A 12,505-nucleotide genomic window follows, 5' to 3' on the forward strand; every position below is an offset into this window, starting at 1 on the left:
AGAGAATGTTTGATTCCAAAAACAAATTTAGATTAGGCATCTATGAAAAAGCGATGCCAACGTCATTGACCTGGGAAGAAAGATTGCAGCATGCGAAAAACGCGGGCTTCGATTTTGTAGAAATTTCTGTAGATGAGACAGATGAACGTCAAGCTCGATTGGATTGGTCAGACGATGAAATCTATGACCTGCGTCGTTTGTGTGAGAAACATGGTATGCCTTTGCAATCTATGTGTTTGAGTGCTCATCGAAAATTCCCATTCGGCTCAATGGACGAAGAAGTTAGAGAAAAGTCTTTGGTTATCATGCAAAAGGCAATTTCGCTGTCTTATAAACTCGGCATCCGTTGTATTCAAATGGCGGGTTATGATGTCTATTATGAGCCTCAGTCTGAAAAGACACACGCTCGATTTGTTGATGGTATGAAACAAGCAGCAAAAATGGCCGAACGTGCAGGCATTATGTTGGGTGTAGAGATTATGGATACACCCTATCTAAATTCTTTGAGCAAATTTGAAGTATTGAAGCGTGAAATTCCATCACCTTATTTCATGGCTTATCCTGATGTGGGCAACATTACTGGTTGGAATTATGATGTGTGTACTGAGCTGAAGTTGAGTCGAGATCATATTGTACAAATCCATTTGAAAGACACGTTGCGTGTATCAGAGACATGTAAGGGTCAGTTTAGAGACCTTGTCATAGGTGAAGGACAGGTTGATTTTCATTCGATATTTAAAACGTTGGTGGATATTGACTACAGTGCTCCGCTTGTGATCGAGATGTGGGCTCAAAACGACAACTGGTTAGATGAGATTAAAGAAGCGAAGAATAAAATCCAGACTATTGCGAATAGTGTTGGCTTCGAGCTCTAAATTACAGCAAGACATACCCTAAGTCATTGGCGTTGTAGTGAGGTGACAAATGAGCGAGTCTAGGCAAATAATGTCGCTATCGTCGCTAACAACGATGCAACGCTGGTACGACGGGTATGAAGCACTTTAATGTAGCCTGTAATCAATTTGAAACGCAACCTTAAGAGAGTCATAACATGACCATTGTAAGAACGGCATTTTTTGAAGCGGAATTAACTGAAGCACAAAAACAAGATTTTTATCAATACATGGAAAAAGAAGTGGTGCCAATTATTCGGACATTTCCTAATAACCAAGGTGTTGTGGTTAATAAGCCTGAAATGATAGAAGCAGAAAGTCAGAAAAACTTATTGATGATGATGCAACACAGCTATGAAGATCAATCGGTAATGGAATCTGCATTGAATTCTGATGCAAGGTTAGCCAGCATGCATGCAACCAAAGTTATTATTGAAAAATACGATATCAAAGTGCATCACATTAACTTTATTCGTGATTAAGCAAAGATTTAACACCAAAAAGCAGAAGCATGTGAAGTGCCTTCTGCTTTTTTTTGACCTGAATGTGAGGTTCTAGATTGATTAGGTTCAAAAATCGAGATTCAGCCCTAACGCTATTATCATCTGTCTTTTTTATATGGGGCTTTATTACTGTAGCCAGTAATTCTTTGATTCCTCATTATAAACAATTGTTTAATCTGGATTATCAGACGGTAATGCTTTTTCTCATGTCATTTTTTATTACACGGATAGTGACTTCATTACCTATTTCATTTTTGATGGAAAAAATAGGCTATAAAAGAACGCTAAAGTATTGCCTATATTGGTGCTTTTTCGGCTGCTTAGCGATGGCCTATTTTGTCCAAACAGAAACGTTGACGTTGACGTTGCTCGGTATTTTACTTATGGCATCTGGAATATCGTCTATCCAAGTGGTGAGCTCTCCCTACGTATCGTTGCTTTCGACACCGGATCAAAGCATGCGTAGGCAAAGTATTGCAACAGCATCCAACTCCATTGGAACCGTTCTAGGTCCGGTTGTGTTGAGCTCAATTATTCTCATTGCAAGTACCTTAGGGGTTGTGAATACTGGGCAACAAATTTCCATACTGTTTTTAGTTATCGCTGTCTATTTTTTAGGATTGATGATCTGTTTTAGAACGATTGAGTTACCCGATATTAAACCGAGTGCTAGGGTTGGATTTTTTAGTGGGTTATTCATTTTATTAAAGCGACCACGTTTTCTGAAAATAGCGGCCGTACTTCTGCTATATGTTGGGATGGAGGTGTGTTTTGGCACTTTTACGATTACTTATTTAGCAGACGAACAATTTGGTGGGTTAGGGTTAGTGCGAGCGACGCAGTTTATTGCGCTTTATTGGGCATGGATGTTTTTTGGACGATTTGTTTTTGCAAAATACGGACATCGAGCTCATAGCTTTCGTCTATTCACTATTATGTGTCTACTGGCGATTGTGGTTTGTTTGATTGCGACACAGGTAACAAGTGTATTTGTGGGGTATTTGATGATAATGGTGGGTCTGTTTAATTCCGTTCTTTATCCCATTATATATGCACAAGCACTTCGTGCGTCAGGAAGTTATAATTCTCAGGGTGCGGCGATACTTATTATGTGCACAATGGGTGGTGCTATTTTGCCTTTGATACAGGCCATTGGCATAGATAAGTATGGTTTGAGTACCAGTTATTGGATACCCGCAATAAGCTATGTGATTATGATTGGGTTGTTTAGAGAAAACCTAAAGAATCAGACATAATGATGTGATCGGGGTGATTATTTACAATAATCCGTTTTCGATTGCTTTAAACCGTAAATGATTAGACCCAAACTGACGCTAATAATAAGGTAGTTACCGTCAACACAATGGACAATTTGGTAAAGAACAATACTTCATTTGCTGCCGATGATATTAGGCGGTTAAGAGCGCTTGTTGTTGTCATTGTATGGTTGGTTAAGATTGTCGTATTCATGTATATTTTCCGATAAAATGTGATTTGAATCACATTATGATTGAAAGTGTGATTGCGGTCAAGTTAATGGTGTAATTACAGGTGCAAAGGTGATTAAGTACCAAATCAAATTTATTCGTATGAGTGAAATATTTGTAAGGTTATGTATTTTCTTTGTATACAGCTCTCTATACGGTATTGAAACTCTAGCTCCAAAATTCGATCTATCTTATATTTAGTGTAGGAATTGAACATAGGATATAAATTCATGGGAATAGAAGAGCGATTATCAAAGGTCGAAGCATTACCTAGAATTAAGCAAGTTTTGCAAGATGCGCTTAATATCGTCAATCAGGACGAATTCGATTTTGATGAGCTTGCAATCAAATTGTCTATGGACCAACTTCTCAGTACAAGCATGTTGAGGATGGCTAATTCTGCACAATTTGGCGGGCGAAGAGAGATCTCATCGCTTAATGAAGCCATCGTGAGGCTTGGTGAAGACAACGTTCGCACCCTTGTTCGTTCTTCTGTTTTATCAATGGCTTTCCCTGTGATTAAAACCATCAGCTTGAAAGATTATTGGTCGAAAAATTTTGAGATATCCATGATAGCCAGCAAGATTGGTGTTATTGCGGGATTGGATAAAAACGAGGTTTTTACGACGGGAACTCTGCATAATATCGGTGAGTTAATGATTCATGCGAATCTGCCTGATGAAGCCCAAATAATGGTCGATCGGATCGCGAAGGGAGAAGACCCATATCGGGTTCAAGAGGAGTTGTTGAATACAACCGTGCCTTACTTAGGGGCTAGACTTGCTCACGCTTGGAACTTTCCGCCTCAAATGGTCGAGGCTATTTTCTTTTTGCCTAATCCTGAAAAAGCAAAGCTATCACCAACACTCGCTTATACGATTCGTTTAGCTAGTGATCTTCACAATGTTTGGGACTCACTGATTAAAGAAGATGATAAGCTGACCTTTATCTCATCTCACCCGAGCGCTATTGCATTGAAATTGGACAAAGACGTTATTCCGACGATTGATGGTGTCCGTGGTAAAGGCTTTGAGCTAGCTTATAAGATGTTTGCATAGATTTATAGTCGAAGAATGAAAAGCCATTTTAAATGGAGAGGTGTGATTCGGTTCATATACTCTCCTCTCAACACTCCGTTCTAATCACTCTCTTTTGTCATTGGCAACAGGGTGTTATATATGATAGCTAAATGTCAGAGTGTAAAATTAATGCTTACTCTTTAATTGTTGCACAAGTAATCCGATGACGATCATCACGAGCCCCACCAAGGTTGATAGATGTATTTCTTCGCCGATGATATAGGCAAGTAAGAGTAACGAAATAAACGGAGAGATAAAAATTAGATTACTGATTCTCGCCGTATTTTCGGTGGATTTTAGTGCAGAGATCCAGAGAACAAAGGTAATTCCCATTTCAAATAGTCCGACATAAGTAACGGCTAGCCATCCTTTTATACTCATATCCCATGAAGACTGTTCATAAAAACAAAGAGCGACAGCAAAAGGCAAGGCAACAACAAAGCCTAAAAAGACGCCAATGACCGGGTCGGCTTTGTTTTTAGCATTGAGAATCCAGTAGCCGGACCAAAGTAGCGTTGATAATAATGCCAAGCCAACACCGAGCGGGCTATCAAAATCAAGTGCCAGTAAATCTCCCTTTGTGGCAATAATCACAACACCGAAGTAACCAAGCGCGCACGCCAACCAATCTTGTTTTTTTATTTTTTGACCGAGAAAAACAGCAGCCATCAACGTTAATGTAATCGCCCAACTGTAGTTTAATGGCTGCGCTTGTGAGGCTGGCAGTAACTCATAGGCTTTAAAGAGAATTAAGTAATAAGCCAATGGATTGATGAGCCCAAGGATGACGAAATAGAGTGGATTGGAGAAGAAGGTAGTGAATATCTGATTCACTTTTCCTTGGAAATAACAGAGTGAGAATAAGGTTACCGCAGAAACAAAGCTCGCCACAGTCAACATTTGAATAGGTGTAAATTCTTGCAAGGTTATTTTAAAAGCGGTGGCAACTGTTGACCAAAGCATGACAGCAGCAATACCAAATCCTAAAGCGCGACGTTCATTTATCATGTAGATTTTTGTTTTGTTCAAATGGACTTGGATAGTAGCATTTCTTGAATTTTGAATCTTTGCGTAATTATTTTTCAAACCACGAAATTTAACGCCAACAAACCTTTCCTAGATTCAACAAATGAAATGCCCAATATTCCAACGGTTTTTAGGTTCAAGAATCAATAAATTTAACCTGTACCGAATGACTGGACATTTATCCAGTACACACTTACCATTTGTCCAGCATTCAAAGGATTAAGACTGACATTATGCAGTGGATTATAGAAAATCAAGAACTCGTTATTACTATTCTCTCTAGTGGTATTTTTTCGGCATTTATTGTCGGTTGGTGGATAAAACAGAAGTATCAATTTCAGATCCAGTTGCTAAAACAACAAGCGGAAGCCGAACAAAACCTGCTTAGATCTAAAAATGAGCAACTTGAGATGAGCATTCAACGAGCTCAAACAGAATTAGAGCAATTGGATATTGCCAGAGATAAAGCGGCGCATGAATTAACACAAACTCATGGTCAGTTAATGGCTGCTATGGAGAATTTACGCTACTTTGATTCGGTAAAAAAAGAACGTTTGAGGTTTTCTCAACTACTTGAACTTGCCAGAGAAGAGATATCACAAAGAAAAGCGGAATTAAGAGAGCAACAAGCAAGGCATCAAGAAGAAAGTAAGGCCGTTCATGAAAAGGTCGAACTATTGGAGAAGGCAGAGCAGCGTCTAAAGCAGGAGTTTGAACAGCTCGCTAATAACCTTTTTGATGCCAAGACGGCGAAAGTTGATCAACAAAATAAACAAAGTCTTGAAGGGCTACTCACACCGTTGAAAGAACAGTTAGAAGGCTTTAAAAAGCAGGTAACAGACAGCTATGGTATGGAAGCCAAAGAGCGGCACACGCTTGTTCATGAAATTAAAAGCTTACAAAAACTCAATGAGAAAATGACGAAAGAAGCCGTCAATTTAACCCAGGCCTTGAAAGGTGACAATAAGCAGCAAGGTAATTGGGGTGAGGTGGTTTTGGCTCGAGTGTTAGCTGAATCTGGTTTGCGAGAAGGACATGAATATCAAACACAAGTTAGTCTTCAAGATGACGCGGGTAAGCGCTATCAACCGGATGTAATTGTGTACCTTCCTCATGAAAAGCAGGTAATTGTTGACTCAAAAATGGCCTTGGTTGCCTATGAAAGGTATTTTAACGCTGAATCAGATGCAGATAAACAACAGGCGATAAGCGATCACTTATTCGCGTTACGTGCACATATCAAAGGCTTAAGTCTTAAAGACTACCAGCACCTAAAAGGCATACAGAGCCTCGATTATGTATTAATGTTTATTCCGGTAGAACCTGCTTTTCAGGTCGCGATTGAGGCTGACCCAAGCCTAGTAAAAGATGCGATGGAAAATAATATCATTTTAGTCAGTCCCACAACCTTGTTGGTGGCGTTAAGAACGATAGATAACCTTTGGCGTAATGAAAGGCAGAATCAAAATGCAAAAGTGATCGCGGATAGAGCAAGTAAACTTTATGACAAGTTAAGACTTTTCGTTACCGATATGGAATCGGTAGGGCAGTCATTAGACAAAGCGAATCAGAATTACCAAGGTGCAATGAATAAACTGGCTACGGGTCGAGGAAATGTAATCCGGCAGGCAGAAAGCTTCAAAGAGTTAGGTGTGGAAGTTAAGCGCTCAATACCAACAAGTATTATTGAGTTAGAACAAAATTGCCTAACGGAAGCGTCGTCAAAAGAAAGACATCAGGCAGAGGATAAAGTAAACTGACGGTCCGCAATTCCTACTAGTTTGTGAAAAACACACACCGTATTCATATTGCTTATTTGCGGAGTTAGAATTGACTTAATGTACGGATGTATTTCTAATTAAGACTGAATGTATTGAATATTTTAAAGCAACAAAGCTGTTGTTAAGGTATTGCAGAAGAGGAACACAATGACCGATATAAGCCTAAATGAAAACTCAGCGATACCATCAGATGAGACGACACACTTTGGTTTTAAAACGATAGCCAAAGATGATAAAGTCGCCAAAGTAGCGGAAGTATTCCACTCTGTAGCAACGAAATACGACATTATGAACGATTTAATGTCAGGCGGTGTTCACCGTGTCTGGAAGCGTTTTACTATTGATTGTAGTGGAGCAAGACCTGGTCAAAAAATTCTAGACCTTGGTGGTGGTACCGGTGATCTGACGGCAAAATTTTCTCGCATTGTTGGTGAACAAGGTCATGTCATTCTTGCGGACATAAATAACTCAATGTTGAATGTAGGCCGTGACAAACTACGTGATGTTGGTGTTGTTGGTAATGTGCATTATGTACAAGCAAACGCCGAAGATCTGCCTTTTCCTGATGACTATTTTGATTGCATTACAATTAGCTTTTGTTTGAGAAACGTAACAGACAAAGATAAAGCATTGCGTTCGATGTTTCGTGTACTTAAGCCGGGTGGACGATTACTCGTGCTTGAGTTCTCTAAGCCAGTATTAAAACCATTATCTAAGATTTATGATACTTACTCATTCCATTTGTTACCTAAACTGGGACAGTTGATAGCGAATGATTCAGAAAGCTATCGATATCTGGCTGAGTCTATTCGTATGCATCCAGATCAAGAAACACTCAAAGATATGTTGGATGATGCTGGTTTCGAGCAAACCAGCTATTACAATCTAACGGGCGGTATTGTTGCTTTGCATCGCGGCTACAAATTCTGAAGTTGAGGTAACTAATGCTTGAGCTAGGTTTGACGGATCAAATTGCTACAGCAGCAATAGAAACCACGATTAATACTCTGATTAAAGACAACCCTGAACATGGGCGACGCTTAAACCGTCTTAAAGGAAAGGTGTTGCAAGTTCATCTTATTGAATTAAAAAAAACACTTACTTTCGTTTTTAGTCAGCAAGTTGATGTGTTAACGCATTATGAAGGTTCGCCAGATTGCTACCTTTCTCTTCATTTAACCGTGCTTACACAGCTTAAAGACCAAAACAATATCACTCGCTTGATCAAGCAAGAAAAAATTGAGCTTGAAGGTGATTTGAAATTGGCTCAGCAATTCTCTCAATTAATGAACGATTGTAAACCCGATCTTGAGGAGTGGATGTCCAGAGTGACGGGTGATATTTTCGCTCATACCGTTGTACAAGGTGTCAAAGACACGAGTGCTTGGGTTAAGAAACAAGCGAATAGGCATCATAGTCATGTAGCACAAATACTGACAGAAGAGTGGAAAGTCGCACCGAGTCCACTGGAAATTGCCAACTTTTGCAATCAGATCTCAGACGTTGAGAGCCGTGCTGCCAAACTAAATAAACGCTTTACTCAATTGTTGGAGAAAGCATGAAACCAGCAGAGTTACAACGCCTGTACCACATCACTAAAGTTCAGTTAGAGTATGGTTTGGATGAATTAATTCCTGAACATGAACTGACTAAAACCCCCTTGCTTGCCCGTAAAGCGCTTTTTTGGATCAAGAACAAGCATCAAGACAAAGCGCTTGGCGTTAGGCTACGTTTAGCGCTCCAAGAGTTGGGGCCAGTTTGGATTAAGTTTGGTCAGATGATGTCGACTCGTCGAGATCTTTTTCCTCCTCATTTAGCCGATCAACTTGCTCTTTTGCAAGATCGAGTAGCACCATTTGATGGTCAGGAAGCAAAGGACCAAATGGAAAAAGCGCTAGGAGGAAAACTAGAAAATTGGTTTACGGACTTTGATATTGAGCCGCTAGCCTCCGCATCAATTGCTCAGGTCCATACTGCAAAGCTAAAAGATAGCGGTAGAGAAATCGTACTCAAGATCATACGCCCAGATATTCGTCCAGCAATTGATGCGGATATTAAGTTGATGTATCGAATGGCGAAGATCGTCGCTAAAGCGACACCCGAAGCTAGGCGCTTAAAGCCAGTAGAAGTGGTACGAGAGTATGAAAAAACGCTAATTGATGAATTAGATCTTCGTCGAGAAGCCGCTAACGCAATACAGCTAAGACGGAATTTTGAAGGGAGCGAAGAGCTCTATGTTCCTGAGGTTATGACTGATTTCAGTAGTGAAGCTTTAATGGTATCTGAACGTATTTACGGTATCCAAGTTTCTGATATTGAAGGGTTAGAAGCGAACGGCACTAATATGAAGTTGCTCGCGGAACGCGGTGTTAGCGTTTTCTTTACCCAAGTTTTTCGTGACAGCTTTTTTCATGCAGATATGCACCCCGGTAATGTGTTTGTGAATCCTGAGCATGCTGAGAATCCACAATGGATTGGCCTTGATTGCGGGATCGTAGGTACGTTAAACACAGAAGATAAACGTTATCTTGCCGAAAATTTTCTTGCCTTTTTTAATCGCGATTACCGTAAAGTCGCGGAGCTTCATGTCGATTCCGGTTGGGTACCACCAGACACCAACCTACAAGAGTTTGAATTTGCTATTCGCATTGTATGTGAACCTATTTTTGCTAAGCCGCTGTGTGAAATCTCTTTTGGTCATGTGTTATTGAATCTATTCAATACCGCTCGCCGTTTTAATATGGAAGTACAACCGCAGTTGATCCTGTTACAAAAAACGTTACTCTATGTTGAAGGTTTGGGTCGGCAGCTTTACCCACAGTTAGATTTGTGGGATACCGCTAAACCATTTTTAGAAAAGTGGATGGCCAATCAAGTTGGACCCCAAGCGGTCGTTAATGCGATCAAAGAAAAAGCGCCGTTTTGGGCGGAGCGATTACCTGAACTTCCTGAATTGCTTTACGACAGCCTTAAGCAGGGCAAAGCAATGAATCACAAAATGGAGCAGCTTTATACTGGCTATCGAGCGACGAAGCAACAACATGCTAAAGGGATATTAACCTTTGGTGTTGGCGCGACATTGGTTGTTTGTTCAGCGATTCTATTGCTAAGTCCGTATCAGGATATTGCTATTGCTTCCGCTGTCACTGGTGTTTTGTGTTGGTTAGTAAGCTGGCGCATACACAGCAAGTAGAATAAAAATCGACGCTGAAAAGGAGGTGTATATTGTTAATAAACGTTTACATTCCTTTTTAATCGTTAACATTAAGGAATATATCAATTCTTAATCTACCCATGTGTAGGTAGTGGTGTTGTTGAGGTCACATTTTGCTTGCTTAATTTACGTGTACGCGGTAAATAACAAGTAAACTAGCACACTTATTTATAGTCTTATTGTATAACCCGAGGTATTGGAAAATGGGCGGTATTAGTATTTGGCAGTTGCTTATCATAGCAGTTATCGTTGTTTTACTATTTGGAACTAAAAAGCTACGCAACATGGGTGGTGATTTGGGTTCTGCAGTAAAAGGATTTAAAAATGCCATGAGTGACGAAGACGCGGCGAAAAAAGAAGCCAAAGACGCAGACTTCGAACAGCAAAATTTAGAGCAGAAGTCAGAACAGGCTTCTACTGAAGAAGTTAAAAAAGACAAAGAGAAGGTCTAATTAGTGTTTGATATCGGTTTTTGGGAACTGGTATTAATATCTGTCGTAGGTTTAGTAGTCCTTGGTCCAGAGCGTTTACCTGTTGCGATACGCAGTGTTTCAAAATTTATCAACAGCGCAAAGGCAATGGCAAATGGGGTAAAAGATGAACTTACCCACGAGCTGAAAATTCAAGAATTACAAGATAACCTTAAAAAAGCCGAGAAAATGGGGATGGAAGATCTCGCCCCTGATCTAAAAGCATCAGTTGAAGAACTGAAAAAAGCGGCGGCAGATGTTCAAAGACCTTATGCTACAGAGTCTAAATCAACGGATCCCGCTCAACCTGAAAAGGTGAAGGCCGTGAAAGTTGATGTACCTGAAGAAAAAAAGCCAGACTGATTTGGCTTCATTTTGATAGAGCTGCCGCAAGTGCAGCTCTTTCTGTTTTTCCATTTAGAGGTTAAATATGGCATCAGCCGAGCAAACCCAACCTTTGATTAGCCATCTACTAGAGCTGAGAAATCGCCTTTTAAGAGCACTATTGGCTGTACTCTTTATATTTGTTGGTTTAATTTATTTTGCCAGTGACATTTATGTGTTTGTTTCGTCTCCATTAGTTGATCGTCTGCCTGAAGGGGCTACGATGATAGCAACAGACGTCGCTTCTCCCTTTTTTACGCCACTTAAATTAACGCTGATAGCGTCTATATTTGTTGCTGTACCTTATATTTTGCATCAGGTATGGGGATTTGTTGCTCCGGGCTTGTACAAACATGAACGTAAGTTAGTTATGCCGCTTATGTTTTCAAGTTCGCTGCTTTTTTATTGTGGCGTTGCATTCGCCTATTATGTTGTTTTCCCACTTGTTTTTAGTTTTTTTACTGCTATTTCGTTAGGCAGTGTAGAGTTCGCTACTGATATTTCGAGTTATTTAGACTTTGTTCTTGCCCTGTTTTTTGCATTTGGTATCGCATTTGAAGTACCTGTTGCAATTATATTGCTATGTTGGACTGGTGCCACAAACCCAAAGAGCCTTGCGGAGAAACGTCCGTATATTGTTGTTGCCGCTTTTGTATTCGGGATGATGTTAACGCCACCCGATATGATTTCACAGACACTGCTCGCGATTCCAATGTGTATATTGTTTGAAGTGGGGTTGTTTTTCGCTCGTTTCTATATAAAAAAAGACGACGATGAAAGTAGTGAAGAGGAAACAGAGGCTTAATATACTGAAAGCGAGTGGTGTACTACTCGCTTTTTTACTATTGTCTTTCCAAGATCCAAGATCCAAGATCCAAGATTCAAGATTCAAGATTCAAGACTCAGCTTAAATAGTTGTTTAGCATTCTCCGTGGTTAAACGGTCTACTTCCTCAATATCCAACGCCCTTAGTTCAGCCACTCGTTTCGCGACTAATGCGGTATATGATGGTTCGTTACGTTTACCTCGATGTGGCACTGGTGCAAGATACGGACAGTCGGTTTCTAGAATGACATAGTCTAGGTCTAAGCTTGGAATTACTTTGTCCATACCACCATTCTTGAATGTTGATACCCCGCCTAATCCAAGATGAAATCCGAGTTCGTTAATCGCCTTTGCTTCGTCAATACTGCCACCAAAGCAATGAAATACACCGGATAAAGAACCATCCTGTTCACTGCGCAATAAATGAAGCGTTTCTTCAATTGAATCTCTAGTATGGATGACAACAGGTAACGACATCTCTTTCGCCCAGTTTAGTTGGGTAATAAAGGCGTATTCCTGTTCGGCTTTGTAGGTTTTATCCCAATAGAGGTCAATTCCTATCTCACCAACTGCAATAAAATTGTGCTTTTCAAACCAAGAGTGAATCGTTGCTAGAGTCTGTTTTACCTCTCCATTTACATAACATGGATGTAACCCCATCATTGAGCGACAAACATCAGCATATTGCGCCTCAGTGGCCAGCATGGGCTTGATAGAGTCTAGGTCAATATTAGGCAATAAAATAGTATCTATCCCCTGACTTAACGCCCTATGAATGACTTCTTCACGGTCGTTGTCAAATTCGGAAGCGTATATGTGGGCATGGGTATCTATCATGATTGT

13 protein-coding genes and 1 pseudogene are annotated in these 12,505 nt (G+C 40.2%); 11 read left to right on the forward strand and 3 right to left on the reverse strand.

The genetic code is table 11. The annotated features are described in order from the left end of the window. Window positions 1-5: 5 nt before the first annotated feature. The 3 genes from AACW90_RS17375 (at window position 6) to AACW90_RS17385 (ending at window position 2,652) form a co-directional block, all read left to right on the forward strand. The gene (locus tag AACW90_RS17375) at window positions 6-875 is read left to right on the forward strand and encodes an L-ribulose-5-phosphate 3-epimerase (protein WP_390236936.1); all 870 of its coding nucleotides are present in this window, start codon (window positions 6-8) and stop codon (window positions 873-875) included. A gap of 176 nt (window positions 876-1,051) precedes the next feature. Continuing rightward, complete coding sequence (locus AACW90_RS17380; protein ID WP_347998661.1) at window positions 1,052-1,375, forward strand: hypothetical protein; 324 nt, start codon at window positions 1,052-1,054, stop codon at window positions 1,373-1,375. A 77-nt stretch (window positions 1,376-1,452) separates the two neighbouring features. Beyond that, a complete protein-coding gene (locus AACW90_RS17385; protein WP_390236939.1) occupies window positions 1,453-2,652 on the forward strand; it encodes an MFS transporter in 1,200 nt (399 codons plus the stop codon). Window positions 2,653-2,713: 61 nt separating this feature from the next. Here AACW90_RS17385 and AACW90_RS17390 read toward each other — a convergent pair whose 3' ends face one another. Further along, on the reverse strand, window positions 2,714-2,866 hold the full coding sequence (locus AACW90_RS17390) for a hypothetical protein (RefSeq protein WP_390236941.1): 153 nt from the start codon (window positions 2,864-2,866) through the stop codon (window positions 2,714-2,716). A 247-nt stretch (window positions 2,867-3,113) separates the two neighbouring features. On the opposite strand from AACW90_RS17390, the gene AACW90_RS17395 reads away from it, so the two are divergent. Continuing rightward, window positions 3,114-3,941: an HDOD domain-containing protein gene (locus AACW90_RS17395; protein WP_390236943.1), complete on the forward strand. Its 828-nt coding sequence runs from the start codon at window positions 3,114-3,116 to the stop codon at window positions 3,939-3,941. 147 nt (window positions 3,942-4,088) lie between these two features. On the opposite strand, the gene AACW90_RS17400 is transcribed toward AACW90_RS17395, so the two are convergent. Further along, complete coding sequence (locus AACW90_RS17400) at window positions 4,089-4,967, reverse strand: DMT family transporter (RefSeq protein ID WP_390237068.1); 879 nt, start codon at window positions 4,965-4,967, stop codon at window positions 4,089-4,091. Between the two features lie 254 nt (window positions 4,968-5,221). Here AACW90_RS17400 and rmuC point away from each other — a divergent pair, with 254 nt between their 5' ends. The 7 genes and pseudogenes from rmuC to tatC all read left to right on the forward strand — a co-directional run bounded on the left by rmuC (window position 5,222) and on the right by tatC (window position 11,642). Next, window positions 5,222-6,748 carry a DNA recombination protein RmuC gene (rmuC, locus tag AACW90_RS17405; RefSeq protein WP_390236945.1) on the forward strand — a complete coding sequence of 509 codons (1,527 nt, stop codon included), beginning with the start codon at window positions 5,222-5,224 and terminating at the stop codon, window positions 6,746-6,748. 168 nt (window positions 6,749-6,916) lie between these two features. Further along, on the forward strand, window positions 6,917-7,699 hold the full coding sequence (gene ubiE, locus AACW90_RS17410) for a bifunctional demethylmenaquinone methyltransferase/2-methoxy-6-polyprenyl-1,4-benzoquinol methylase UbiE (protein ID WP_390236947.1): 783 nt from the start codon (window positions 6,917-6,919) through the stop codon (window positions 7,697-7,699). Window positions 7,700-7,713: 14 nt separating this feature from the next. Then, on the forward strand, window positions 7,714-8,331 hold the full coding sequence (locus AACW90_RS17415) for a ubiquinone biosynthesis accessory factor UbiJ (protein ID WP_390236949.1): 618 nt from the start codon (window positions 7,714-7,716) through the stop codon (window positions 8,329-8,331). Continuing rightward, window positions 8,328-9,962, forward strand: a complete 1,635-nt coding sequence (gene ubiB, locus AACW90_RS17420; protein ID WP_390236951.1) for a ubiquinone biosynthesis regulatory protein kinase UbiB — start codon at window positions 8,328-8,330, stop codon at window positions 9,960-9,962. Before AACW90_RS17415 ends, ubiB begins: the two co-directional genes overlap by 4 nt. Before the next feature lie 224 nt (window positions 9,963-10,186). Further along, window positions 10,187-10,435, forward strand: a complete 249-nt coding sequence (gene tatA / locus AACW90_RS17425) for a Sec-independent protein translocase subunit TatA (RefSeq protein ID WP_195704826.1) — start codon at window positions 10,187-10,189, stop codon at window positions 10,433-10,435. 3 nt (window positions 10,436-10,438) lie between these two features. Continuing rightward, window positions 10,439-10,729: pseudogene (gene tatB, locus AACW90_RS17430) on the forward strand (Sec-independent protein translocase protein TatB); the annotation flags it as partial. A 154-nt stretch (window positions 10,730-10,883) separates the two neighbouring features. Continuing rightward, window positions 10,884-11,642, forward strand: coding sequence for a twin-arginine translocase subunit TatC (gene tatC, locus AACW90_RS17435; RefSeq protein ID WP_195704828.1), 759 nt, complete (start codon window positions 10,884-10,886; stop codon window positions 11,640-11,642). 83 nt (window positions 11,643-11,725) lie between these two features. On the opposite strand, the gene AACW90_RS17440 is transcribed toward tatC, so the two are convergent. Then, on the reverse strand, window positions 11,726-12,499 hold the full coding sequence (locus tag AACW90_RS17440) for a TatD family hydrolase (protein ID WP_390236954.1): 774 nt from the start codon (window positions 12,497-12,499) through the stop codon (window positions 11,726-11,728). Window positions 12,500-12,505 lie beyond the last annotated feature (6 nt).

The sequence above is a fragment of the Vibrio frigidus genome (assembly GCF_042465995.1).
Classification (GTDB): Bacteria; Pseudomonadota; Gammaproteobacteria; order Enterobacterales; family Vibrionaceae; genus Vibrio.